Raw genomic sequence first — 25484 nt, 5'->3', positions numbered from 1 at the left:
CGGCTGCGGCGCGGCACGTCCACCGGGCGCGCGGCACGAAAAAGGGCGGCAACCCTGCGGTTGCCGCCCCTGATATCGACGCAGGCCCCGAAGGTCAGGCCGCGGTGACAGAGGCCGCTTCCGGCCCCTTCTTGCCCTGCACCACGCGCAGCGTCACGGCCTGGCCCTCGGTCAGCGGGCGCAGCCCGCTGCGCTCCAGCGCCGTGGCGTGGACGAAGACATCCTTGCCGCCATCGCTCGGCGTGACGAAGCCGAAGCCCTTCTCGGCGCTGTACCACTTGACCGTGCCCTGCATTTCCTCGCCCGAGCCGGGCGGCGGCGGGGCGCGGAAGCCCGCACCGGCACCACCAGCGCCGCCGGGGCGCGGACCGGCGCCGCCCATGGCGCCGCGCGGCGGGGAGGCCGGAACCTCACCGACCGGCCCAACCTCAAGCACCTCGGCCACCTGCGGGCCGCGTTCACCCTGGCCGACGCGCACGCGCAGCTTGGTGCCCGGCGCCACCGTATCGGCGCCGGCGCGCTGCAGCACGCTGATATGCAGGAAGGCGTCGCCGCCACCGCCATCGACCGCGACGAAGCCGAAGCCCCGCTCCGCATCGAAGCGCTTGACCACCGCACCCACATCCGGCCCGGACGCCACCGGGGCGGAGGAGGCCCGACGCGGCGCCGCGGAGGGCGAATAACTCGGTGTGGGCGGAGGAGCCCAGCCGCCCTCCTGCGGCATGTCATCGTCGAAACCCCGCTTGCTGCGGGCTTTGCGGTCTCGCCGCCAGTCGTGCGTGTTGGTCATCTCTGGACTCGCCTGTTCGGCCGCGGACACGTCCGACCCCGCCGTCTCGTGGATTCGAGCCCGGGGAGGTGAAGCGGCCCGCATCGGCCTGACGGTCAGTATAGTCGAGGAGCGCCCGGCTTCAACGCGGGAAGCGAATTGTGTGGAGGATTCACGGTCATTTCCAGGCCAATTACGGTCCGGTTGGGTCGTTTCACCTCCTGCGGGTGCCTGTCGGCCGGCCCAGGCGCCCTGGCGCGGGGTCAATAGCCGCGCGCCGGGTCCACCACCTGCTGCAGCGCCTGCCCCGCGCGGAACCGCGCCAGATTGGCGAAGAAGGCCTCCAGGCAGCGCGGCGCGTAGTCAAACGGGTCATACAGGCCGCAATGCGGCGTGATGACCAGGTTTGGCGTGTCCCACAGTGGGCTTTCGGGCGGCAGCGGTTCCTGCGGCAGCGCATCCAGCACCGCCCCGGCGAGCGAGCCATCACGCAGCTTGGCGGCCAAGGCGTCCGCATCCAGGATCTCGCCGCGGCCGAGATTGACCACGCCGGCATGCGGCGGCAGCAAATCCAGTTCCGCCCGGCCGATCAGCCCATCGGTTGCCGGGGTCAGCGGCAGGGTGATGACCAGCACGTCTGTTTCGGGCAGATGCGCCCGGAAATCCGCGCCGCGCGTCATGACCGCCACATCCGGGTGCGGCCGGCCGGAGTGGCTGTTGCCGATGATCCGCATGCCCCGGCTGGCCAAGGCCTGCGCCGCCGCCCCGCCAAGTGCGCCCATGCCGAGGATCAGCGCGGTCTTGCCCGCCACCGTGCCGGCCGGCTTCGGCGCCCAGCGGCGTTCCCGTTGGGCGGTGGCGAAGTGCGGCATCTGGTTGTTCAGCATCAGCACGGACAGCAGGGTGAATTCCGCCGCCTTCGGGATATGCGTGCCGCTGGCATTGGTCAGCGTGATGGACCCGGGCAGCCCGGCCTGCAGCAGCCACTCCACGCCGGCGCTGGTGTAGCTGATCCAGCGCAGGTTTGGCGCGCGGCGTGGCAGGTTATGCAGCGGCGCCTGGCCGGCCAGCAGCAGCACCTCCGCCGCCGCCAACCCTTCCTCCAGCGCCTCGGGCGTCTGCCCGAAGCTCATCGCCACCTGGTCCGGGGCCGCCACCGCGCGGAGGCGCGCCTCGGTAAAGGCGGCCGCCAGGGAGGAGGCGGGGTTGACCTGCACATGCAGGCGCGTCGGCTGCATCACTCGATCCGGATGTTGTTGGCGCGGATGATGCGGCCGTAGCTCTCGGTCTGCTCGGTCAGGATGCGGCGGAAGGCGCTGGCGCCCTCGGCGCGGACCTCCCCGCCCAGTTCGCCGATGCGGCGGACGATGTTGGGCTCCGCCAGCACCTCGGCGATCTCCCGCTCCAGCCGTGCGACCATGGGGGCGGGCGTGCTGCCCTGGGCGAGGATGCCCTGCCAGGTGCCGGATTGCGGCTCCGGCCAGCCGAGTTCCTCGAAGGTCGGCAGGTTGGGCAGCGCGGCCAGGCGCTTGCTGCCGGTCACGGCGATGCCGCGCATCTGGTTGTTCACCACGAAGGCCTGCGACTGGGTGGCGCCGGCCATGGTCAGGTTCGCCTCATTCGTCACCAATGCGGTCAGGGCCGGGGCGCCGCCGCGATAGGGGATGTGGGTGACCTCCCCACCCCAGGCATTGGCCAGCGAGGCGGCGACCAGATGGGTCAGCGTGCCGGTGCCGGAATTGGCGGCGTTCAGCTTGCCCGAATTGGCCTTGGCATAGGCGGCGAGTTCCTGTGCGGTCTGCACCGGAAGCTGGTTGTTCACCGCCAGGATATAGGGTGCGTAGACCACCATCTGCACCGGCGCGAGGTCGCGCAGGCTGTCGAAGGGCAGGCGCGGGAACAGATGCGGGTTGGTGGCGAGGACGGAGATGTCCAGCAGCACCAGCGTGTGCCCATCCGGCCGGCTTTTCGCGACGAGGTCGGCGCCGATATTGCCGCCGGCACCGGCGCGATTTTCTACCACCACCGACTGGCCGATCTTCTGGCTGAGCGAGGGCGCGATCAGCCGGGCCAGGATGTCGCTGGTGCCGCCCGGGTTGAAGGGGACGATCAGGCGGACGGGCTGTGTGAAGTTTTGCGCGCGGACGGTGGCGGGCGCGGCCAGCAGCGGCGCCGCGGCGGCGGCCTGCAGGATGGTGCGGCGTTTCATGGCTTGTTTCTCCCGATGCGGGGCCTCTTGCGGGGCCTCAGTGGCGCATCATCGCGCCCGGTGCGGCGGGGCGGCAAGGCCGCCGGGCCTTGGCGGGGTCAACGAAAGTCGCGGCTGGGCGGCAGGCGGGCCTGTTTCGGCGCGCGTGCGCCGGGATCGGGCCGCCGCACCTCATCGGCGCGGCCCAGCGCGCGCTCCGCCCAGGCGGAACTGCCCTGCGCCTGCGGCAGGCTGTCCAGCAGCGCGGACCAATCGACCAGACGGCGGGCGATGACGTGCAGGATGGGAACCTCCGCATGCTGGTCCTCCCGCTCCAGCACGCCTTCCACCAGCAGCAGGCGGCCGGCGACGAGGGCTGAGCGGTCGCGGGTGGAGATGTCCTGGAACACCACGATATTGGCGTTGCCGAACTCATCCTCGATGGTCAGGAACACCACACCCTTGGCCGAGCCGGGCCGCTGGCGCATCAGCACCAGGCCGGGCAGGCGTAGCCGCGTGCCGGCCCGCGCGGTGGCGAGGCGTTGCGTATCGTCGCAGCCGCGCGCGGCAAGGTCCGGGCGCAGCAGGGCCAGCGGGTGCTGGCGCAGCGTCAGGCCGGTGGCGAGGTAGTCGCCCACCACCGCCTCGCCTGCCGTATGCGCGGGCAGCAGCGGCGGTGGTTCGGCCAGCAGCGGCGCCTCATCCGTCAGCGCGGCGGCGACGGACTCCTGCGCGATGGCGAATAGCGGCAGGTCGCGCGGGCCGGAGGGTACGCCGCGCGCCTCCCACGCCGCATCGCGCCGCACCAGCCCGGCGCCTGCGAAGGCATCTGCCGCCGCCAGGTTGTTCAGCGCGCGCTTGCCGGCGCCGCTGCGCCAGGCGAGGTCCTCGACCGAGGTGAAGGGCGCGCCGTTGCGCGCCTCTCGCGCCGCGACGATGGCCTGGGCTTCCTCCTTCGCCAGCCCGGTCACCAGCCGCAGGCCCAGGCGCAGCGCGAGGGCGCCCGCGCCGGGCTCCAGCGTGCAATCCCAGTCGCTGGCATTCACATCGACGGGGCGGATCTCCACGGCGTGTTCGCGCGCATCGCGCACGATCTGCGCCGGTGCGTAGAAGCCCATGGGCTGGCTGTTCAGCAGGGCGCAGGCGAAGACCGCCGGGTGGTGGCATTTGATCCAGGACGACGCATAGACCAGATGCGCGAAGCTGGCGGCGTGGCTTTCGGGAAAGCCGTAGCTGCCGAAACCCTCGATCTGGCTGAAGACGCGCTCGGCGAATTCCGCCTTGTAGCCACGCTGCACCATGCCCTGCACCAGCCGGTCGCGGTACTTCGAGACGCCGCCCGTCATCTTGAAGGTGGCCATGGACCGGCGCAGCAGATCGGCTTCGTCCGGCGAGAATCCCGCGGCGACGATGGCGAGCTTCATCGCCTGTTCCTGGAACAGCGGCACGCCCAGCGTCTTCTCCAGAACTTTTCGTAATTCGTCCTGCGGATAATCCGGGCCGGGGGAGGGGTATTCGGGCTTCTCGATGCCCTGCCGGCGGCGGAGGTAGGGGTGCACCATGTCGCCCTGGATCGGCCCGGGCCGCACGATCGCCACCTGCACGACCAGATCGTAGAACTTGTCCGGCTTCAGCCGCGGCAGCATGTTCATCTGCGCCCGGCTTTCCACCTGGAACACGCCCACCGAATCCGCGCGGCGCAGCATGGCGTAGGTCGCGGCGCAATCCTTCGGCAGCGTGGCGAGCGTGTAGTCGCGGCGCAGATGCTGCTGCATCAGGCCAAAGGCGCGGCGGATGCAGGACAGCATGCCGAGGCCCAGCACATCCACCTTCAGGATGCCCAGCGCCTCGATATCGTCCTTGTCCCATTCCAGCACGGTGCGGTCTTCCATCGCCGCATTGGTGACGACGGCGAGTTCCGTCAGCGGCCCGCGGGTGATGACGAAGCCGCCGACATGCGTCGCCGCATGGCGCGGCACATCCTGCAATTCCTCCGCCAGTTCCAGCGTCATGGCGAGCCGCGGGTCGGAGGTATCCAGGCCCTCGCTTTCCGCGAGCTGCGCCAGCCCGATCTCGCGCCCCGGCCCCCAACTGGCCTTGGCGAGGCGCGCGGTCACATCCTCCGTCAGCCCCATGGCGCGGCCCACCTCGCGGATGGCGCTGCGGGCGCGGTAGCGGATGATGGTGGCGCAGATGGCGGCGCGGTGGCGGCCGTAGCGGTGGTACAGGTGCTGAATCACCTCCTCCCGCCGCTCATGCTCGAAATCGATGTCGATATCGGGCGGCTCGCCGCGGCTGGCGGAGACGAAGCGTTCGAACAGCAGATCGTGCTTGTCGGGATCGACGGCGGTGATGCCGAGCACGTAGCAGACGCTGGAATTCGCCGCCGAGCCGCGCCCCTGGCACAGAATCCCCTGGCTGCGTGCGAAGCGCACGATCTCATGCACCGTCAGGAAATAGGGCGCATAGCCGAGGCGGCCGATCAGCTCCAGCTCATGCGCCACGCGGTCGCGTAGATTGGCGGAGACGCCATGCGGTTGCGTGGCCAGCGCCGCCTCCACGCGGGCTTCGAGCGTCTGCTGCGCGGTGCGGCCCGGCTCCAGCATTTCCTCCGGATATTCGTAGCGCAGCTGGTCGAGCGAGAAGCCGGCGGCGGCGTCCAGCACGCGCAGCGTATTGGTCAGCGCCTGCGGGTGGCGGGCGAACAGCCGCGCCATTTCGGCGGGCGGCTTGATGTGGCGCTCGCCATTCGGCTCCGCCTCATGGCCCAGCGCATCGACGGTGGTGCGGAGGCGAATGGCGCTCAGCACATCGGCCAGGCGGCGGCGATCCGGGTGGTGGTAGCGGATGTCGCCGGTCGCCAGCAGCGCATCCCCCGCAATCGCCGCGAGTTCATCCAGCCGCTGCTGGTCACGGCCGAGATAGGGGCAGGATGCTGCGAGCAGCAGCGGCAAAGCGAGCCGCCCGCGCAGCGCCGCCGCATCCGCTCGCCACTGCCGGCCATCGAACGCCGCCGGTGGAATCGCGGCGAGCACGAACCCCTCGGCGGCGGCGAACAGGTTTTCCCGATCCAGCCAGCACTCCCCTTTCGGCGCCGGCATACGGCCTTGCGAGAGCAGGCTGGTCAGCCGCCCATAGCTGGCGCGGTCGGTCGGCCAGGCGTACCAGGCGCTGCCATCGGTCAGCACCAGTCGGCAGCCCACCGCGAAGCGCAGCCCTTCCTGCTTCGCGCCCACATGGCCGCGCACCACGCCGGCCAGGCTGTTGGTGTCGCACAGCCCCAGCCCCGCCAGCCCCAGCGCCGCCGCCGTCGCCGCCAGCTCCGCCGGGTGGGAGGCGCCGTCGAGGAAGGAGAAATGCGACCGCGCCGCAAGCTCCGCATACCCGATCGTCACGGCAGATAGCCATGCAGCCGCCAGCCGGAGGCGCCGCCGCGGCACACCAGCAGCCGCGTGCCGCAGGGCAACTCCACCCGATAGGCATCGCGCCGTTCCGCGCCAGGCTTGGCGCGCCACCATTCCGGCTCCAGCCGCAGCGGTCCCTCCGCCTGCAGCACGCGCTGGGATGTGCCGCGCCAGCGCAGGCTGGCGGGCGGGGCATCCGGCAGCAGGGCCACCACCTCCAGCGGTTTTGGGCGGCGCAGGCGCAGCAAAGGCTGTTCCGGGCGGGACCAGGCGGGCGGCGGCGGCGGCGGCACCGCCTGAGGGTCCAGCGCGGCGACGCTGCGTTCCGGCCAATGGCTCGCCACCGGCGCTACGCGCTGCACGCGCAGCCGCTGGCCGAGCCGGTCCAGCAATTCCGCAAGCGCCGCCCGGTCCTGCCGCGCGCCAAGGCCGAGATTGGTCTGGGCGCCTGTTTCCATCCGGTCCGTGGCGCGGGCCTCCAGCGCCATGCGTTCGAAGCCGAGATCGGGTTGCAGCCCGCCGAGTCCCTCCGCGAACAGCCGCTTCAGATGCGCCGGGTCGCGGTTCGGCTGGCCGGTGCCGATGACGACTTCCTGCACCGCCCCATCCACCCGCCAGGCGAGCAGCGCCAGCCGCCGCGCCCCCAGCCCCGCCAGGCGCAGTTTCGCACACAGCCCGGCCAGCAGCCGATCCAGCGCGGCATCGATGGCGGGACGGGTGATCAGCGGCTCCAGCAGGTCCAGCGATTCGAACAGCTCCGGCGCCGGCTGCACCGGCTGGATGGCATGCGGGCGGCGTCCGGTGACGGCATCCAAACTATCCAACAGCGCTTTGCCAAAACGCCGCGCCAGCGGGCCGCGCGGCTGGTCCAGCAGATCCCCCACCCGCCGCAGGCCGAGCCGCGCCAGTGCCTCCAGCGCCGCCGCCTCCAGCCGCAGCGCCGGGCCGAGCGGCAGCGGCGCGGCCAGCGCCGCCTCGATGCCGGAGATCGCGATGGGCTGGTCGGCGCGCGCACGGGCCAGTGCCGCCGCGGTGGCCGCCGCCCCGGCGATGGCGCCCTGCACGGAAAGGCCATTGTGCCGCAGCCGGTCCAGCGCATCGCCCAGCAGCGCGGCTTCTCCACCGAAAAGGTGGTCGCAGCCGGTGATGTCGAGGATCAGCCCCTCCGGCGGGTCGATCGCCGCCAGCGGCGTGTAGCGCCGCGCCCAGAGCGCCAGGCCGTGCAGCGCCCGTGCATCACCGGCCGCATCGGCCGGGCGCAGCAGCAGCGAGGGGGCGATGGCCTGGGCATCGGCCAGCGCCTGGCCGGGCGCCAGGCCGAGCGCCGCGGCCGCCACATCCACCGCCACCAGCAGGCGCCGGCTGCCGCTGGCCTCCCAGGTGGCGAGCGGCGAATCCCCCAGCCCTGGTTCCGCCCGGCGGATACGCGCCGTGGCGAGGTCCGGCAGATGCAGTGCCAGGAAGCGGCGGTTCATCGGCCGCGCCGGGCGCGCCGTACTTCAGCCGCCGGCGCCTCCGCCTCCTCCATGTCCAGCGTGCCGGAGGCCGCCCGCCAGGTCACCGCCCAGGGGCCGCCCGGCCGGCCGCCGCGGGCGCGCAGCAATTCCAACTGCCAACGCGGATCCTCCAGCCCATGCCCGCCGCCGGAAGGCAGCGGCCCGACGCGCCAATGGCTGGCCGCCGCGCTCGGGTCCGGATTCGGCGCATCCGGCCGCAGCACCAGGCCGAGCGCGCCGCCGGTCTCGGCCGCCAATTGCAGGCGGCGAGTCGCGGTCAGGTCCAGCCGCGCCGCATCCTCCGCCGCCAGCAGGGCGCCGGTGACGGCGGGGCAGCGCAGCGCTTCCTCCATCGCCCACAGCGCATCGGCCCAGCGCTCCGCCCGCACCAGCACCAGATTGGCCGGCGACAGGCCACAACGGGCGAGGCCGGGCGGCCAGGCCTGCAAACCCTCGGACCCGCCACTGGCAATCCACAGCACGGTGCCGCCGCTGCGGGCCAGCAGCACGGCGCAGAAGGCGGCCGCCGCGCCAGGTGAGATGGCCGCCACCTCATGCATCGCCGCCCGCGCCAGCCCACCGCCGGGCAGGGGAATGCCCGCGGCGACCGGCACCGGCTCCATCCCATGCCGGGCGCGGCCCAGCCCTTCCAGCCGCGCCACCCTCGCGCGCAGGGCAGCCAGGACGGTGGCCTGGTCGAGTGGGGCCGGGTCGAGTGGGGGCGGGTCCGGTGTCGTGGTCTGGGCGGGCTGCATCGCGCCGACGATGGCCGAGTGATCCGAACAAATCAAGAACAACCCAGCCGCCCAAAGCGCCGTTTCGGCGGCCCGGCTGGCGCGCGGCCTGCAGGATGGCGGGCAGGGTTTTGAAAGCGCTGGCATCCTGCCACGCCGCATCTGGCCGGATATATTTGCGCTGCCATTTTCGCATAACCCCGCGGGTGAGGCTGGACAGGGGGAAGCACAGCGTTGCGTTATGTGCAGCAAGGCCCGTGCCCGGCCTCCTGGAGAATCCGCCTTGTCGCTGGACCAGCTCGAATCCCGCCTGCGCCAGGACCTTGCCATGCTGAACCTGCCGCCGGCGAATTGGGTGCCGCAGCGGCCGGATGGGGCGCTGGATGTGCTGGTGCTGGGCGGCGGCATGCTCGGCCTGTCCGCCAGCTTCGCGCTGACGCGGCTCGGCATCACCCGCCACCGGGTGCTGGAAGCGGCGCCGGCGGGGCAGGAGGGGCCGTGGGTGACCTATGCGCGCATGCAGACGTTGCGATCGCCCAAGCACCTGGTGGGACCGGCGCAGGATATTCCCGCGCTCACCTTCCGCGCCTGGTACACGGCGCAGCGTGGCGAGGCTGGCTGGCAGGCGCTGGGCAAGATCCCGCGTGAGATGTGGCAGGACTACCTGATCTGGCTGCGCCGCGTGCTGGCGCTGCCGGTGACCAACGGCGTGACCGCCACCCGCATCCGCCGCGGCCGGGACGGATTGGTGGCGGTGGAGACGGAGGGTGCCGGCGTGGTGCTGGCGCGCCGCCTGGTGCTCGCCACCGGGCGGGACGGGCTGGGCGGGCCGCGGATGCCGGATTGGGCGCCGGCCAACCCCGGCCCGCGCATCCGCCACAGCCGGGATGCGGTGGATTTCACGGCGCTCGCCGGGCAGCGCGTGGCGGTGGTGGGCGCCAGCGCCTCCGCCGTGGACAATGCGGCGACGGCGCTGGAGCATGGCGCGGCGGAGGTGCATCTGCTGGTGCGCCGCGCCACGCTGCCGGTGCTGAACCGCTTCAAATCCATGGTGCATGCCGGCTTCACCCACGGCCTGCCGGGCCTCGATGATGCCGCGCGGCTGGAGGTGCTGAGGGCGGCCGGCGAGGGCGCCGTGGCGCCGCCGCGCGAATCGCTGCAACGCCTGGCCCGCCAGCCCGGCTTCCACCTGCATCTGTCCACGCCGGTGCGGTCCGTGGCGGAGGATGCGGATGGCGTCACGCTGCGCCTGCCGGGAGAGGATCTGCGCGTGGCCATGCTGATCCTCGGCACCGGCTTCGCCATCGATCTGTCGAAGCGGCCGGAACTGGCGGATCTGGCGCCAAGGGTGAAGCTGTGGTCGGACGTGCTGCAGCCGCCCGGTGGGCTCGGTGAATTCGCGCTGTATCCCTATCTCGGCCCGGGCTTCGAATTCCAGCAGCGTAGCGGTGGCACGCAGCCCTGGATCGCGCAGGTGCACGCCTTCGCCATCGGCGCCATCGCCAGCCTCGGCCTGATCAGCGGCGACATTCCCGGCGTCGGCGACGGCGCGCGGCGGCTGGCGGAAGCCATCGCACGATCGCTGTTCGTGGAGGATGCCGCGCATCATCTGTCAGCGGTGCGCGGCTATGCCGATCCGGAGTTGCTGGGCGACGAGGTTCCCGAATCGGCCTTGGTTGCCGCGCATGTCTGATTGGCTGGGCGGCGCCACCACACGCTTCGTCACCGGGGCAGGCGGCGTGAAGCTGGCGGTGGTGGAGGGCGGCCGTGCGGATGGCCCGCCGATCCTGTTCATCCACGGCTTCTCCCAGGCCGCGCTGTGCTGGACGCGGCAATTCACCGGCGCGCTGGCGCGGGATTTCCGGCTGGTGGCGTTTGATCTGCGCGGCCATGGCCATTCTGAGAAACCTGCGGAGGCCGAGGCCTATCGCAGCGCCGATCTCTGGGCGGATGACGTGGCGGCGGTGATCGCGGCGCTGGAACTGCACAGGCCGGTGCTGGTCGGCTGGTCCTTCGGCGGGCGCGTGCTGGGCGCCGTGGCGCGGCGGCATGGCGTGGCGGCGTTTGGCGGGCTGGTCTTCGTCGGCGCCATCAGCAAGGGCGGCGTGCCGGATGCCGCGCGCTTCCGCGGCACCACCGGCCCGATCCAGGCCGCCATGGCTTCCACGGACATGGCGGTGGCCGCCGACGCCACGCTGCGCTTTATCAGCGCCTGCACCGCCGCCCCGCTGCCGCCCGATCTGCAAAGGATGATGGACCTCACCAACGGCATGACGCCGCCCGCGGTGCGCGGTGCGATGATGGGCTGGCAGGTGGACCATGACGACCTGCTGCCGAACCTCAATGTACCGGCGCTGGTGATCCATGGCGTGCAGGATCAGGTGCTGCTGCCGGTGGCGGGCCGGCACATCGCGGAGCTTCTGCCAGGCGCGCAACTGCGCCTGTATGAGAGCAGCGGCCACGCACCCTTCCTTGAGGAACCGGCGCGCTTCGACGCCGACCTCGCTGCCTTCATCCGTGCGGATTGCATCTGACGCGCGGCGCCGCCGCTTCCCCGCCTGTACTCTTGGCCGATTCGCCGAATTGAAAGATGCCATGGCACAGCGTGATTTTTGAGAAATGATATCTTTAAGGAAGCCGCGATGCGCAGCGCGAAGCAACTATGAATGTACTATGCCGACATTGGCCGTGACGCGCGCGAATCCCGCGAAGCATCTTCCCCCGGCCCATGGCCGCGTCTAATGTTACTCAGGCGACGTCGCAGGAGCCTACCCAGTGACCCCTTCCACCCGCCGGGCCGTGGGCACAGTGCCGAACCTTCCTGCCGTGCCGACGCCCGCCGGAACCCGCGGTACCACGCGCGCCTTCGCGCTGGGGCGGGTCGCGCCGCTCAATCCGACCAGCGCCGTGCCGCTCTACCGGCAGCTTGCTGAACGTTTCGTCGCCATTCTCGCGCAGGGGCAGGACGCGCTGGTCGGGCAATCCCTGCCCACCGAATCGGAATGCATGGCGTATTTCGGCGTCAGCCGGCCCACCGTGCGCCAGGCCATGGCGCAGCTCGCCAGCCTTGGCCTGATCACGCGCGGCCGCGGGCGCGGCACCTTCGTCGCGCCGCGGCGGCTGGACCATAATCTGAGCCTCGCCTTCGAGGATCAGGCGCGCAACGCCCGCAAGCGCACCTCCTTCGCCCTGCTCGACCGTCACGCCATGCTGGCCTCCCCCGAGATTCGACAGGCGCTGTCGCTGCCGGAGGCGGCGGAGGTGGAGGTGGTGGAACGCCTGCGCCTGCTGGATGGGGAGGTCTTCGCCCATGAACTGCGCTACCTGCCCACCGATTTCGCGCGCCGGATCACCACGCGCATGCTGGAGCGCCATCCGGTCCACGCGCTGCTGCGCGCCGCGATCGGCGAGACACCGGACCGCATGCGTCTGATCGTTCGCAGCGTGGCGGCCGATGCGCGGATCGCCCGGCTGCTGAATGTGAAGCGCGGAACCCCTTTGCTGGAAAGCGAACATGTCTATCGCCTGGCATCCGGCGTGCCGGCGCTGTGCGGCTTCGTGCGCTTCCACGGCGACCGCTTCCAGTTCATCGCGGAAGCGGAAATCCATGCCACGACACAGCTTTAGCGACCATGTCTTCCGTATTTCCGCGTCGTCAGGCGGGCCCGCCTGACTTGAAATGCTGCTGATCGCCCAGCATCTCCGACCCCGGCACCACGCCGCGCGGCAGCCCGGCGACATGGGCGGCCAGTTCGCCCGGCCGGCACAGCCAGAAGCGGTCGCGATGGTTCATGATGTGGCGCAGCGCGGCGCGCAACGGGCGCAGGCGGAAGGGCTGGCCGACGACGAAGGTGTGCAGCACGATGCTGCAGACCAGCGGGCGGCGGGCCGATTGCTCCAGCATCTCGTCGAACTGGTCCACGATCATGTCGGCGAATTCGCGGCCGGTGTGCTGGCGGGTCACCATCGCCGGGCTGTCGTTCAGCTCGATCGAATAGGGCACGGACAGGATCGGCCCGGCGCGCGTCGCCAGCCAGTAGGGCTGGTCGTCCGACGGCAGGTCCATCATGTAGGTGAAGCCTTCTTCCCGCAGCAGATCGAGCGTGGCGGTGCTCTGCGCGAGATAGGGGCCGAGCCAGCCCTTGGGCGCGGTGCCGGCATGGCGCGTGATGACATCGCGGGTTTCGATGATCAGGCGGCGCTCATCCTCCTCCCACATCATGTCCTGACGTTCGGCATTGCTGCGACCATGGCCGATGAACTCGTCGCCGCGCTTCAGCAGCGCGGCGGTGATCTCCGGCATGTAGTCCAGCGCCGCGCTGTTGACGTTGTGCGCGCTGGGGATGTCGAGCTCATCCAGCATCTCCAGCATGTTCCACAGGCCGACGCGGTTGCCGTAGTCGCGCCAGGCGTAGTTGCGCGCGGATTGCGGCGCGTTGAGCTGCGCGCTGTCGTTGCCGAGCCCGGTGCGGTAGGCGAAATGCTCGATATTGTTGCAGATCACCACGGCCAGGCTGGCACCATTCGGCCAGCGATAGGTCGGGCGGGTGGTGATGGCGCTGGGCGCGTAGCGGCTGTGGCTGGGCAGTTTCATCGGGTGCATTCCTTGGCCGTGGTTCGACCAACGCTAGGAGGGGCGGGCGCCTGCGGCAATCGGCACATGTGACTTCCGGCGCCGGGCGGCGTAGGCAGGCGCCGATGATGCTCCCAGACCTGCCCGTCACCGAAGCGCTGCCACGCCTGACGGCGGCACTGCGCGAAGGCTCCAACGCCGTGCTGGTCGCGCCGCCTGGCGCCGGCAAGACCACGCTGGCGCCGCTCGCCCTGATGGCGGAGCCCTGGGCGCAGGGGGGAAAAATCCTGGTGCTGGAGCCGCGCCGCGTCGCCGCCCGCGCCGCCGCCCGCCGCATGGCCGATCTGATTGGGGAGGGTCAGCCCGGCGGCACCATCGGCCTGGCGACGCGCCTCGATCGCATGGTCTCGGACCGCACGCGGGTGGAGGTGGTGACGGAAGGGTTGCTGGTGCGCCGGCTGCAATCCGACCCGGGCCTCGATGGCGTCGCCGCCGTGCTGTTCGATGAGGCGCATGAGCGCAACCTGGACACCGACCTGGCACTCGCCTTCTGCCTCGACATGCAGCGGGCGCTGCGGCCTGAGCTGCGGCTGCTGGCGATGTCCGCCACGCTGGACGTTTCGCGATTTGTCGGGCTGCTCGGTGACTGTCCGCTGATCGAAAGCCTCGGCCGCGCCTGGCCGGTCCAGGTGGAGCACCGGCTGCGTGACCTGAAGGAGGCGCGGGACCTGCCGGAGGCCATGGCGGGTGCCATCCGCGATGCGTTGCGGGCGCATCCGGGCGATGTGCTGGCCTTCCTGCCTGGCTGGGGCGAGATCCGCCGCACTGCTGAACGCCTCTCGGGCATCGAGGCGGAGGTGCTGCCCTTGCATGGCGAGATGCCGCCGGCCGAGCAGGACCGGGCGCTGAACCCGTCGGACCGCCGCAAGGTCGTGCTGGCGACCTCGATCGCCGAAACCTCGCTCACCGTGCCCGGCGTGCGGATCGTGGTGGATGGCGGCTTCCGGCGCACGCCGCGGCTGGACCCGGCCAGCGGCCTGGCGCGGCTGGCCACCGTGCGGATCAGCCGCGCGGCGGCGGACCAGCGCGCCGGCCGCGCCGGGCGCACCGCGCCGGGCGTTGCGATCCGCCTGTGGTCGGAGGCGCTGCATCGCGGCCTGCCCTTGCAGGACCGGCCCGAGATCCTGGAGGCGGAGCTGTCTGGCCTCGCGCTGGATTGCGCCGCCTGGGGTGCCGCGCCCGCCGACCTGCCCTTCCTCGATCCGCCGCCGGCCGGGGCGCTGGCCGCGGCGCGGGCGCTGCTGGCGGACCTCGATGCGCTGGATGGCGCCGGGCGTATCACCGCCATGGGCCAATCCATGGCCCGCATGGGCACGCATCCACGGCTGGCGCGGATGCTGCTGGCCGCGGTGGATGAGGGGGAGAAGGCGTTGGCCGCCGACCTCGCCGCGCTGCTGGAGGAACGGGACCCGATCCGGGGTCGCGACCAGCCCTCGGACATCAACCTCCGCCTCGAATTGCTGCATGGCGGCGACCACCGGGATGCGGATCGCCCGACCATCCAGCGCATCCGCCGCGCCGGGGCGCTGCACCGGCGGCGGCTGAAGCTGCATGGCTCGGCGCTGCCGGGTGGTGCCGCCGGGCCGCTGCTGGCGGCGGGTTTTCCGGACCGGATCGCGGCCAAGCGCGGCAGCATGGATGGCGCCTTCCGGCTGGCATCGGGCCAGGGCGCACGCCTCGGCGCGACCGACCCGTTGTCCCGCGCCCCGCTGCTGGCCGTCGCCGACCTGGAATTGCAGGGCACGGAGGCGCGCATCCGCATGGCCGCGCCCTTGGACCGCGCCGCGCTGGAAGCCCGCTTCCCGGACCGGCTGCGCTGGGTGGAGGGCGCGGCCTTCGATGCCCGCGCCGGCGCCGTGCTTGCCCGCCGCCGCCTGATGTTCGGCCCGCTGGTGCTGGAGGATCACGCCCAGCCCAGCGCCGACCCTGCCGCCATCGCCGCGGCGCTGGCCGCCGCCGTGGCGGAACGTGGGCTGCGCGACCTCGACTGGTCCAATGCCGCGAAGCAGTTGCGCGCCCGCATCGGCTGGATGCGCCAGGCGGAGGGCGAGGCCTGGCCGGACCTGACCGACCCCGCCTTGGCCACGACCGCGGCGGACTGGCTGGCACAGCATCTGCATGGCCGCACCAAGCTGGCGGAGGTGAAGGCGCTGGACCTCGTTTCGGTGCTGCGCGGGATGCTGCCCTGGGACCAGCAGCGGCGGCTCGATACCGCGCTGCCGGCGCGGCTGGACCTGCCCGCTGGCCGCTCCGCCGCCATCGACTACGACCGCGATGTGCCGACGCTCGAAGCCCGCGCCCAGCATCTGTTCGGCCTGGAACGCCTGCCGCCGCTGGCTGGCGGTGCCGTGCCGTTGCAGGTGGCGTTGCTGTCCCCGGCGCAGCGGCCGGTGGCCATCACCGGCGACCTCGCCGGCTTCTGGCGCGGCGCCTGGGCGGATGTGCGGCGCGACATGCGCGGCCGCTACCCGCGCCACCCCTGGCCGGAGGATCCTTGGGCTGCCGAACCGCCGCCGCCGCGAAACTCTTGACCTGCCGCGCGCCATGGCGCCCGCTTGGCGCACAACCATATGCGGGGTCGCCCGTGCCCCATCGCCTCGGAGTCCGCATGCCCCTCGCGCTTCCTCGCCGCGCCTTCGCCGGCCTTGCCCTGCTGCCGCTGTTCGGCTGTGCCGCGCCGCCCGCCCAGGCGCAGCGGGGCGCGCTGCTGGCCCTGCCTGATTTCGCCGACCTGGCGGAACGCGTGCTGCCCGCGGTGGTCAGCATCTCCGTCACCTCCGAGGCGCGGGGGGAGATTCCGCCGGAACTGCGCGGCACGCCCTTCGAGCGCTATTTCCGCGACCGGCTGCGCAGCCGTGGCCAGCAGGTGATGGGGGCGGGGTCGGGCTTCGTCATCGACCCCTCCGGCCTTCTGGTCACCAACAACCATGTGATCGGCAATGCCAGCCGTGTGCAGGTGACCTTCCAGAACGGCCAGGAATATGCCGCCAGCCTGGTCGGCATGGATGAGCTGACCGACCTCGCCTTGCTGCGGATCGAGGCGCGGTCACCGCTGCCGGCGCTGGGCTGGGGCAGTTCGGCGGCGCTGCGAGTCGGCAATTGGGTACTGGCGGCGGGCAACCCCTTCGGGCTGGGCGGGTCCATCACCTCCGGCATCGTCTCCGCGCGGGGGCGGGAGATCGGGGCGGGGCCGTTTGATGATTTCATCCAGACCGATGCGCCGATCAACCCGGGCAATTCGGGCGGGCCGCTGTTCAACACGGCGGGGGAGGTGATCGGCATCAATACGGCCATCTATTCCCCCTCCGGCGCCTCCGCCGGCATCGGCTTCGCGGTGCCGTCGGATCTGGCACGCGGCGTGATCGACCAGCTTCGCAGCAGCGGAAGGGTGGAGCGGGGCTGGCTCGGGGTTTCCGTGCAGGATGCCGATTCGGCGGAGCCGGGCGGGCTGCGCCGTGGCGCGGCGGCGGCGGGCGGCGTGCTGGTGGCGGGGGTGGAGCGCGGCAGCCCGGCCTCCCGCGCCGGGCTGCGGCAGGGGGACCAGGTGCTGGCCATCAATGGCGGGGCGGTGGATACCAGCCGGGCGCTCGTGCGGGGCATCGCCGCGGTGGCGCCCGGGCAGACCGTGCGGCTGACCATCCTCCGCAACGGGCGGCCGATGGAATTGCCGGTGCAGGTCGGGCGGCGGCCGGCGCAGCCCCAGGGGTGATACCGGGGTTATGCCGGGTGATGCCGGGGTGATACCGGGGTTATGCCGGGTGATGCCGGGGTGATGCCGGGGTGATACCGGGTGATGCCGGGGTGATGCCGGGGTGATGCCGGGGTGATACCGGGTGATGCCGGGGTGATGCCGGTGTGATACCGGGTGCTGCGGCGGGGCCATGCCTGATCCGCATCCGGCGGCAGGTGACGCGGTGCGGCATCCCGCCCTATCGTGACATTCTCGCGCATTGCATTGGAACACCCATGCGGATCCTGCTGGTGGAGGACGACGCCGAAGTCGCCCGTTTCGTGAAGAAGGGGCTTCAGGAGGCCGGGCACACGGTGGAACACGCCGCCAATGGCCGCGATGGCCTGTTCCTGGCAGCCTCCGAGGGGTTCGACGTGCTGGTGCTGGACCGCATGTTGCCCGGCGGGGTGGATGGCGTGCGGCTGGTGGAGACCCTGCGCGGTCAGGGCAATCGCAGCCCCGTCCTGTTCCTGTCGGCGCTCACGGCCGTCGATGAGCGGGTGAAGGGCCTGAAGGCCGGCGGCGACGATTACCTGACCAAGCCCTTCGCCTTCGCCGAGCTGCTGGCGCGGGTGGAGGCGCTGGGCCGCCGCCCCTCCGCCGAGGTGCCGACGACGCGGCTGAAGGTGGCCGATCTGGAGCTCGACCTGCTGTCCCGCACCGTGACCCGCGCCGGCCGCAAGATCGAGGTGCAGCCGCGTGAATTTCGCCTGCTGGAGCATCTGATGCGCCATGCCGGCCAGGTGGTCACCCGCACCATGCTGCTGGAGAAAGTGTGGGACTATCATTTCGATCCGCAGACCAATGTGATCGACGTGCATGTCAGCCGGCTGCGGCACAAGCTGGACAAGGGCTTCGACAAGCCGCTGATTCACACCGTGCGCAATGCCGGCTACATGATCCGGGCGCAGGCCTGAATGTGCAAACGCCGGACCGGCCGGCATGACTCCCAACCTGGCGGAACTGCCGCTGATCGGCCTGTTGCGCAGCGCCTCGGGCCGCTTCGCGCTGCTGTTTACCGCGCTGTTCGCGGCAGCCGCCACCGCGGCGGCGGTGGTGCTGTGGTGGAATACCGCCGGCGCGCTGGACCGGCAGACCGATGCGGCGATCCGCGCCGATGCGGTGGCGTTGGCCGAGCGCCGCAATGATGCAGGGCTGCCCGGCCTCATCACCGCCATCGGCGACCGCCTGGCGCTCGATGTGCAGAATGAGGTGCTGTACCTGCTGGTCGCGCCGGACCGCCGCATCCTGGCCGGCAATCTGGGGGAATGGCCGGCACAGGCCGATGCCGATGCGCCCTGGATCCGCATGGCGCTGCTGCGCGATGGCGGGGAGAGTGAGGCGCGGCTGCTGCGGGTGGATCTCGGTGATGGCAATCGCCTGCTGGTCGGCCGCGACGTGGCGGAGAAGCTGCGGCTGCGCGCCTTGCTGAGTGAGGGCATCGCCTGGGCCGCCGCCTCCTCCGCCCTGATCGCCGTGCTCGGCGCCTGGCTGCTGCGCCGGGCGTTGGAGGACCGGTTGGCGCCGGTCTATGGCACGGCGGCGGCGATCAGCGGCGGCGACCTGTCCCGCCGCGTGCCGCTGTCGGACCGGCAGGATGAATTCGACCGCCTGGGCATGACCATGAACGCCATGCTCGACCGCATCGCGCAGTTGATGGAGGGCGTGCGTGGCGTCTCCGACGCCATCGCGCACGACCTTCGCACCCCGATCGCCCGCGCCCGCGCCAAGCTGGAGGAAAGCCTGGGCGCGGCGGCGGATGAGGCCGCGCTGCGGGCGGCGGTGGAACAGGGCATCACCGACCTCGATGACATCGCCCGCGTCTTCAAGGCGGTGCTCCGCATCGCGGAGGTGGAGGCCGGCGCCCGCCGCGCCGCCTTCGCGGCCTTCGACCTGGTGCCGATGCTGGCCGATGTGGTGGAACTGTACGGCGCCGCGGCGGAAGCCGGCGGGCAGACGCTGGACGGCACGCTGCCCGATACGCTGACCATGGTGGGGGACCGCGATCTGCTGTTGCAGGCGGTGGCGAACCTTCTGGACAACGCGCTGAAGTTCAACCCGGCGGGCGGCAGGGTGGTGCTGGAGACGCAACTGCAGGGCGGGCTGGTGGAAATCAGCGTGGCCGATGATGGGCCGGGCCTGGCGGTGGCGGACCGCGCCCGGGTGGGGGAGCGATTCTTCCGCACCGATGCGGCGCGCACCACGCCTGGCTCCGGCCTCGGCCTGTCCCTGGTCCGCGCGGTGGTGGCGCTGCATGGCGGGGAGGTGGATCTGGCGGACAGCAACCCGGGCAGCACCCCGCCCGGCCTGCGCGTGACGCTGCGGCTGCCGGCCGGCGCCCAGGCCCCGAACGCGACCTCGCCCGCGGCATGAGTTTCTGGCGGCCTGCGCTGGCCGCTTCGGCGACGGTCTTTGCCGGCATCGGACTGGCCCGCTTCGCCTATGTGCCGCTGTTTCCGGCCATGGTCGGCGCCGGGTGGGTGGATGGCGGCGGCGCCGGGCTGCTGGGGGCGGCGAATCTCGCGGGGTATCTGGCCGGGGTGCTGGGCGGGCGCGGCCTGGCGGCGCGGGTTGGCGTGCCGCGGGCGCTGGACGCCGGCATGGCGCTGGCGCTGCTGGCCTTCGCCGCCTGCGCGGTGCAGGGCGGGCTGTGGTGGTTCGTGCTGTGGCGCGGCCTGGCCGGGGCGGCGGGCGGGGTGCTGATGGCGCTCGCCGGGCCTGCCGCCCAGGCCAGCGTGGCGCCGGCCCAGCGCAGCATGGCCTCCGGCGTGGTGATGGCGGGTGCCGGCAGCGGCGTGGCGGCGGCGGGGCTGCTGGTGCCGATGCTGCTATGGGGCGGGCTGGCCTTCGCCTGGGCTGGGCTGGCGGTGGCCGTCGGGCTGCTGTGGATGGCGGCGCGGCCACACTGGCCCAACCCGCCGGCGCTGGCGGCGGCAGAAGTGGCGCAGGCGGTGCCGCGGGCGCTGCGGCTGCTGCTGGCCTATGGGCTTTCGGGCGCCGGGATGGTGGCGCCGATGGTCTATCTGGCGGATCTCGCCGTGCGCGGCCGTGGCTTGGCCGTCGAGGCCGCATCGCTGGTCTGGGTGCTGTTCGGCCTCGGCGCGGTGGCCGGCACGCTGCTGGGCGGGCGGGTCGCGGGGCGCATCGGCGGGCGGCGGGCGCTGCCGATCTGGCTCGGCGTGCAGGTTCTGGCGCTGGCACTCGCGCTGCTGCCCTGGTGGCCGGCGCTGCTGCTGGCGGCGCCCTTGGGCGGTTTCGCCGGCATCGGCGCGACGGCGGTGACGCTGGCGGCAGCGCGGGAGGTGGCGGGGGTGCAGGCCGGGGTGGTCTGGATCCGGGCAACGGCCTGCTACGCCGTGGCGCAGGCGGCGGTGGCCTTTGCACTGGCCGCCCTGTTCGCCGGGACCGGCGACAGCCATGCGGCGGTGTTCGGCGTGGGCCTGCTGCTGTCTGCCGCTTCCCTCATCGCCTCGCTCGCGCGCGGCAAAGAAATGGCGGGACCCCCGTGAAGGAGGCCCCGCCGAGTTTCGGATGCCGGCGGAATCGGGGGAGGCAGCCGGCATCCCGAGGGAGAGACAGGGTGCGGAAGCTCGGCAACCCCAGGACCGTTATGTCACCAAAATGGTTTCGCCTTTCTTGCCGGCGGCAGGAATTGCGTGGCCTTTTCGTGAAGCCGGTGCTGCCGTAAGCCCTCCCCGCGACTTGCAGGGGATGGCTGGCATGGATGGGGCGAATGGGATGCCGCGGGGCGGGTTGCCGCTGGCGGGCCTCCGGGTGGTGGAACTCGGCCACTATATCGCGGGTCCCTTTGCCACGCGGCTGCTGGCCGATCTCGGCGCCGAGGTCATCAAGATCGAACCGCCGGAGGGCGACCCGATCCGCGGCTGGGGCAGCCGGTACAATGGCCACCCGGTGTGGTTCAGCATCCATGGCCGCAACAAGATGTCCGTCACGCTGGATCTGAAATCCGCCGAGGGGCGCGCGCGCATCCTGAAGCTGGTGGGCCGCGCCGATGCGCTGGTGGAGAATTTCCGGCCCGGCTACCTGGAGCGCATCGGGCTGGGGCCGGAGGTGCTGCACCAGGCCAATCCGCGCCTCATCATCGCCCGCGTATCCGGCTACGGCCAGGATGGGCCGTACCGGGACAAGCCCGCCTTCGGCTCGATCGGGGAGGCGATGGGCGGTTTGCGCCACCTGACGGCTACCCCGGGCGTCACGGACCATCCGCCGCCGCGCTGCGGGGTGTCCATCAGCGACGACCTGGCGGGCATGTATGCGGCGCTGGCCGTGACCGCGGCCTGCTGGGGTATCAAGGGGAACCCGGACGCCCGCGGCCGCATCATCGATGTGGACCTGGTGGGCGCGGTGTTCAGCCTGATGGAGGGGATGCTGCCGGAATACGGGCTGACGGGTGCCATCCGCCAACCGGCGGGGTCCGCCATCCTGACGGCGGCGCCGACCAACACCTATCTCTGCGCGGATGGGAAATGGCTGTGCATCGGCGGCAATTCGGACCCCATCTTCAAGCGGCTCTGCAACGTCATCGGCAACCCTGCCATGGGCGTGGACCCGCGCTTCGCCGATAATCGCGGCCGCTGCGCCAATATGGCGGAGATCGATGCCGAGATCGGCCGCTGGACGCGCACGCTGCCCGCCGCGGAGGCCGAGGCGGTGATGGAGGCCGCCGACATTCCGTGCTCGCGCCTGTACGACATGCGCGACTGCGCCGAGGACCCGCATTTCCGCGCCCGGCAGACGGTGATGGAGGTGGAGGACCCGCTGATGGGCACCACCCTGCTGCACCCCGCCGCTCCCTTCCGCTTCGATGGTGTGACGCCGCGGGAGATGGTGCGCTGGACGGCCCCTGCCGTGGGCGCGCACAACGACCATGTCTTTGGTGAATTGCTGGGAGAGACCCGAGATGCATAGCGCCGTGATCTCGGAAGTCGCACCGCGCGACGGGCTGCAATCGATCGGCCCCTTCGTGCCGACGGAGACCAAGATCGAACTGGTCCGCCGGCTGCATGCGGCCGGGCTGCGGCGGATGGAAATCGGGTCCTTCGTCAGCCCGAAGGCGGTGCCGCAGATGGCCGATACCGGTGCGGTGCTGGAAGCGGCACTAGCCTTGCCCGGGCTGGAATGCACGGTGCTGGCGCCGAACCGGCGCGGGTTCGAGATGGCGAAGGCGGCCGGCGCGCATCGGGTCGGCGTCTTCATGTCGGTCACGGAAAGCCACAACAAGGCCAATGTGAATCGCAGCCGGATGGACAGTTTTCTCGATCTGTCGAGCATTGTCGCGGATGCCGTGGCAGCCGGGATGAAGGTGCGCTTCAACCTGTCCTGCGCCTTCCACTGCCCGTTCGAGGGTGTGGTGCCGGAGGAAGACGCGCTGGATTGGGTGGAGCGCGTGCAGGCGCTGGACCAGGGCATCGAGATCAGCATCTGCGACACCACCGGCAATGCCGCGCCCGACCAGGTGCGCCGGGTGCTGGCGCATGCGATCCGAAGCTGGCCGGACGCGGATGGCCGGCCGCGCTTCGCCTTCCACGGCCACGACACCTACGGCCTTGGCGTGGCGAATTGCGCCGCGGCGTGGGAGGCCGGTTGCCGGGTCTTTGATACTGCGGCGGGCGGTCTGGGTGGCTGCCCCTTCGCGCCGGGGGCCACGGGCAATGTGGCGACCGAGGACGTCGCCTGGCTGTTCCAGCGGATGGACGTTTCGACGGGCGTGGATTGGCCGGCGCTGCTGGCGGCCGCCGATTACGCGGCGGCGATTCCGGGCGCGCTGCCGGGCGGGCGGATGCGGGCGGTGCCGGCGGCGCGTTTGGCCGCGTAACGTCTCGCTTCCTGCCGGCGCCTTTGCTAGTTTCAAGGCCATGCGCGCCGTTCTTGCCATGCTGATGTTGCTGACGCTCGCGGCCTGTGGCGGCGGGCAGACCGCCGCGCTGACGCCGCTGCGGCCGCATCTGGGCGAGCCGATTTCCTGCGTGCCCTATGCCCGGGCGCGGTCCGGCATCGGGTTGTCCGGGGATGCCTGGCGGTGGTGGGACGCGGCGGCCGGGCGGTATGACCGCGGTGCGGCACCGCGGCCCGGCAGCGTGCTGGTCATCGGCCGCACGCCCCGCATGCGGGCAGGCCACGTCGCCGTGGTGGCCCGTGTGGTTGGCCGCCGCGAAATCCTGGTGGACCACGCCAATTGGGCGACGGGGGCGGCGCGCGGGCGGATCATGACGGGCCAGCGGGTGGTCGATGTCTCGCCCCGCAATGACTGGTCGCGCGTCCGGGTGTGGTATCCGCCCATTGGCGCGCTCGGGAATACCGAGTTTCCGGCACATGGCTTCATCCATGCCGGCCGCAGCTACGCCGGCGGCTGAAGGTCTTTCCGCACACGCACGCAGCGGGCATTCTCCGCCCCAACAAGCATCGAGGAACCCGCCATGACCCTGACCCGCCGCGGCCTGATGGCCGCCAGCCTCGCCACTGCCCCCATCCTGTCGGCGCGCGCGCAAGCGAACTGGCCGGAGCGCCCGGTGCGCTTCATCGTGCCCTTCCCGGCCGGCTCCAGCCCGGACCTGACCGGGCGCGTGGTCACGGCGCATCTGGCGACCGCGCTCGGTCAGCCGGTGGTGGTGGAGAACCGTGCCGGGGCGGGTGGCAATATCGGCACGGATGCGGTGGCCAAGGCGACGGATGGCCACACCATCGGCCTGTCGATCAACGGCCCACTTTCCACCGCGCCGGCGCTGTTCGCCAATCTGCCCTACGACCCGGTGCGGGACCTTAAGGCGGTGTCGCTGCTGGTGCGCGGGCCGCAATTCCTGGTGGTGAACAAGGACCTGCCGGCCACGGACCTCGCCAGCTTCGTGGCGCATGTGCGCGCCAATCCGGGCAAGCTGGCCTTTGGCACGGTGGGTCCGGGCTCGGGCGGGCATCTCGGCATGATCGACCTGATGGCCAAGGCCGGCGGGCTGGAGATGCTGCATGTGCCCTATCGCGGTTTCCCGGATGCGACACTGGACCTCGTCGCCGGACGCATCCAGGCGATGGTGGTGACCACCGCCGCGGTGATGGGCCAGGTGCGGGATGGCAGCATCCGGGCGCTGGCCGTGACGTCCAAGGACCGGTTCTGGCTGACGCCGGATGTGCCGACGCTGGCCGAACAGGGCATGGCGAATGCGGAATCCTATGGCTGGCAGATCATGGTGGCGCCGGCCAACACGCCGCCCGAGCGCATCGCCCGCTTGGCCGCGGAAGCGCAGAAGGGCCTGCGCGACCCCGCCGGGCGTCAGCGGCTGGAAACCGCGGGCTTCGAGGTGATGGCGACCGGCCCGGACGAGGCCGCCGCCTTCCTGGCGGAGGAAACGGATCGCTGGGGCGGCATGATCCGGCGCCTCGGCATCCGCATGGATGCCTAAGCGGACCATCCGCATGGATGCCTGAACGGCCATCCGCATGGATGCCTAATGCACCCGCGCGCGTCACCACGAACAGGTGACGCGCGCGGCTGACGCCCGCGCTGATCCACTGGCACTCGTAAAGAACTGCAAGCCGCCGATGCCGTTCGTCCTGTATACCCTACGGGAGAACGCCCATGTTCCTTCGCATCGACAAGCTGCAGACCGAATTGCCGCCGCCCAAGCGGCAGGATCCCAACGAGGCCGCCGCATTGCAGGAGCTGCTCGGCGGCAAGTATGGCGAGATGTCCACCCTCGGGAACTACCTGTTCCAGAGCTTCAACTTCCGCAGCAAATCCAAGCTGCGCCCCTTCTACAGCCTGGTCGCCAGCATCACGGCGGAGGAGCTGGGGCATCTGGAACTGGTCAGCAACGGCGTCGCCATGCTGAACAACGGCCCGGACAGCGAGGGTGACGACACCGGCGATGGCGGCGACATCTCCGGCGCGCCATTTGCCGACATGAAGGATATCCGCCTGGCGGCGGCCTTCTATTCCCATGGTGGCGGCTCCGTGCCGGTGAACAGCAACGGCCTGTCCTGGAACACGGACATGGTGACCACCACGGGCAATGTGGTGGTGGACCTGCTGCACAATTTCCACCTGGAATGCGGCGCGCGGCTGCACAAGCTGCGGGTGTATGAGACGGTGAAGGACCCGACCGCGCGGGAAGTCTGTGGCTACCTGCTGGTGCGCGGTTCCGTGCACGCGCACGCCTATGGGCTGGCGCTGCAGCAGCTGACCGGCGTGGACATCCACAAGATGTTGCCGACGCCGAACATCAACCTGGCGAACATCCCCGAATGCCAGAAGTATCTGGATGAGGGTTCGCACCGCCGGCTCTATCGCTTCAGCCCGAACGACTACAAGGAAATATCGTCGATCTGGGGCCAGGGCGAGACGGCGCTGCCGGGCGACCCGCCGGGTGAGCTGGAGGTGGTGGACGGCATGCCGGAGGGTGGCAAGATCCACCAGCTTGTTGGCGTACCCTCCGCCTTCACGCCGGATTATGCGCCGGAGGAGATGTTCGAGATCGCCCGGAAGCTGACCGCCAAGATCTGAATGGCGGCCTGACCA

20 protein-coding genes are annotated in these 25484 nt (G+C 71.3%); 13 read left to right on the top strand and 7 right to left on the bottom strand.

All coding sequences use genetic code 11. The features are described 5' to 3' along the window. Window positions 1–94: 94 nt before the first annotated feature. The 6 genes from ACFHNC_RS19995 to ACFHNC_RS19970 all read right to left on the bottom strand — a co-directional run bounded on the left by ACFHNC_RS19995 (window position 95) and on the right by ACFHNC_RS19970 (window position 8612). Window positions 95–790: a cold-shock protein gene (locus tag ACFHNC_RS19995; RefSeq protein ID WP_437171007.1), complete on the bottom strand. Its 696-nt coding sequence runs from the start codon at window positions 788–790 to the stop codon at window positions 95–97. Between the two features lie 242 nt (window positions 791–1032). Then, window positions 1033–2007 (bottom strand): NAD(P)-dependent oxidoreductase, encoded by a 975-nt coding sequence (locus tag ACFHNC_RS19990; RefSeq protein WP_437171006.1) that lies wholly within the window; start codon window positions 2005–2007, stop codon window positions 1033–1035. Next, the gene (locus ACFHNC_RS19985) at window positions 2007–2978 is read right to left on the bottom strand and encodes a Bug family tripartite tricarboxylate transporter substrate binding protein (protein ID WP_437171005.1); all 972 of its coding nucleotides are present in this window, start codon (window positions 2976–2978) and stop codon (window positions 2007–2009) included. Before ACFHNC_RS19985 ends, ACFHNC_RS19990 begins: the two co-directional genes overlap by 1 nt. 98 nt (window positions 2979–3076) lie before the next feature. Beyond that, window positions 3077–6352 (bottom strand): error-prone DNA polymerase, encoded by a 3276-nt coding sequence (locus tag ACFHNC_RS19980; RefSeq protein ID WP_437171004.1) that lies wholly within the window; start codon window positions 6350–6352, stop codon window positions 3077–3079. Further along, window positions 6349–7836 (bottom strand): Y-family DNA polymerase, encoded by a 1488-nt coding sequence (locus tag ACFHNC_RS19975; protein WP_437171003.1) that lies wholly within the window; start codon window positions 7834–7836, stop codon window positions 6349–6351. Before ACFHNC_RS19975 ends, ACFHNC_RS19980 begins: the two co-directional genes overlap by 4 nt. After that, complete coding sequence (locus ACFHNC_RS19970) at window positions 7833–8612, bottom strand: ImuA family protein (RefSeq protein WP_437171002.1); 780 nt, start codon at window positions 8610–8612, stop codon at window positions 7833–7835. Before ACFHNC_RS19970 ends, ACFHNC_RS19975 begins: the two co-directional genes overlap by 4 nt. 262 nt (window positions 8613–8874) lie before the next feature. Here ACFHNC_RS19970 and ACFHNC_RS19965 point away from each other — a divergent pair, with 262 nt between their 5' ends. The 3 genes from ACFHNC_RS19965 to ACFHNC_RS19955 all read left to right on the top strand — a co-directional run bounded on the left by ACFHNC_RS19965 (window position 8875) and on the right by ACFHNC_RS19955 (window position 12218). Beyond that, complete coding sequence (locus tag ACFHNC_RS19965; protein ID WP_437171001.1) at window positions 8875–10284, top strand: NAD(P)-binding domain-containing protein; 1410 nt, start codon at window positions 8875–8877, stop codon at window positions 10282–10284. Continuing rightward, window positions 10277–11125, top strand: a complete 849-nt coding sequence (locus ACFHNC_RS19960; RefSeq protein WP_437171000.1) for an alpha/beta fold hydrolase — start codon at window positions 10277–10279, stop codon at window positions 11123–11125. The genes ACFHNC_RS19965 and ACFHNC_RS19960 overlap by 8 nt, the downstream gene beginning before the upstream one ends. A 241-nt stretch (window positions 11126–11366) precedes the next feature. Further along, window positions 11367–12218, top strand: a complete 852-nt coding sequence (locus ACFHNC_RS19955) for a GntR family transcriptional regulator (protein ID WP_437170999.1) — start codon at window positions 11367–11369, stop codon at window positions 12216–12218. A 28-nt stretch (window positions 12219–12246) separates the two neighbouring features. Here ACFHNC_RS19955 and ACFHNC_RS19950 read toward each other — a convergent pair whose 3' ends face one another. Next, on the bottom strand, window positions 12247–13185 hold the full coding sequence (locus tag ACFHNC_RS19950; RefSeq protein WP_437170998.1) for a polysaccharide deacetylase family protein: 939 nt from the start codon (window positions 13183–13185) through the stop codon (window positions 12247–12249). Between the two features lie 107 nt (window positions 13186–13292). Between ACFHNC_RS19950 and hrpB the strand changes: the two genes are divergently transcribed. The 10 genes from hrpB (at window position 13293) to ACFHNC_RS19900 (ending at window position 25469) form a co-directional block, all read left to right on the top strand. Beyond that, on the top strand, window positions 13293–15755 hold the full coding sequence (gene hrpB, locus ACFHNC_RS19945; protein WP_437171031.1) for an ATP-dependent helicase HrpB: 2463 nt from the start codon (window positions 13293–13295) through the stop codon (window positions 15753–15755). A 77-nt stretch (window positions 15756–15832) separates the two neighbouring features. Continuing rightward, window positions 15833–16933, top strand: a complete 1101-nt coding sequence (locus ACFHNC_RS19940; protein ID WP_437170997.1) for a trypsin-like peptidase domain-containing protein — start codon at window positions 15833–15835, stop codon at window positions 16931–16933. 257 nt (window positions 16934–17190) lie between these two features. Next, window positions 17191–17871 carry a winged helix-turn-helix domain-containing protein gene (locus ACFHNC_RS19935; RefSeq protein ID WP_437170996.1) on the top strand — a complete coding sequence of 227 codons (681 nt, stop codon included), beginning with the start codon at window positions 17191–17193 and terminating at the stop codon, window positions 17869–17871. A gap of 25 nt (window positions 17872–17896) precedes the next feature. After that, a complete protein-coding gene (locus ACFHNC_RS19930) occupies window positions 17897–19327 on the top strand; it encodes an ATP-binding protein (RefSeq protein ID WP_437170995.1) in 1431 nt (476 codons plus the stop codon). Beyond that, complete coding sequence (locus ACFHNC_RS19925) at window positions 19324–20463, top strand: YbfB/YjiJ family MFS transporter (RefSeq protein ID WP_437170994.1); 1140 nt, start codon at window positions 19324–19326, stop codon at window positions 20461–20463. Before ACFHNC_RS19930 ends, ACFHNC_RS19925 begins: the two co-directional genes overlap by 4 nt. A gap of 211 nt (window positions 20464–20674) precedes the next feature. After that, window positions 20675–21883, top strand: coding sequence for a CaiB/BaiF CoA transferase family protein (locus ACFHNC_RS19920; RefSeq protein ID WP_437170993.1), 1209 nt, complete (start codon window positions 20675–20677; stop codon window positions 21881–21883). Further along, window positions 21876–22790 carry a hydroxymethylglutaryl-CoA lyase gene (locus ACFHNC_RS19915; RefSeq protein ID WP_437170992.1) on the top strand — a complete coding sequence of 305 codons (915 nt, stop codon included), beginning with the start codon at window positions 21876–21878 and terminating at the stop codon, window positions 22788–22790. Before ACFHNC_RS19920 ends, ACFHNC_RS19915 begins: the two co-directional genes overlap by 8 nt. A gap of 40 nt (window positions 22791–22830) precedes the next feature. Beyond that, entirely contained in the window at window positions 22831–23328 is a 498-nt protein-coding gene (locus ACFHNC_RS19910) for a CHAP domain-containing protein (protein ID WP_437170991.1), read from the top strand. Between the two features lie 63 nt (window positions 23329–23391). Beyond that, window positions 23392–24369 carry a Bug family tripartite tricarboxylate transporter substrate binding protein gene (locus tag ACFHNC_RS19905; RefSeq protein WP_437170990.1) on the top strand — a complete coding sequence of 326 codons (978 nt, stop codon included), beginning with the start codon at window positions 23392–23394 and terminating at the stop codon, window positions 24367–24369. Between the two features lie 176 nt (window positions 24370–24545). Beyond that, window positions 24546–25469, top strand: a complete 924-nt coding sequence (locus ACFHNC_RS19900; RefSeq protein ID WP_437170989.1) for a manganese catalase family protein — start codon at window positions 24546–24548, stop codon at window positions 25467–25469. Window positions 25470–25484 lie beyond the last annotated feature (15 nt).

The organism is Falsiroseomonas sp. E2-1-a4, from assembly GCF_051433165.1.
Taxonomy (GTDB): domain Bacteria; phylum Pseudomonadota; class Alphaproteobacteria; order Acetobacterales; family Acetobacteraceae; genus Falsiroseomonas.
The sequence above is the reverse complement of the archived record's forward strand: the minus strand, read 5'-3'. Positions and strand labels throughout refer to the sequence as shown.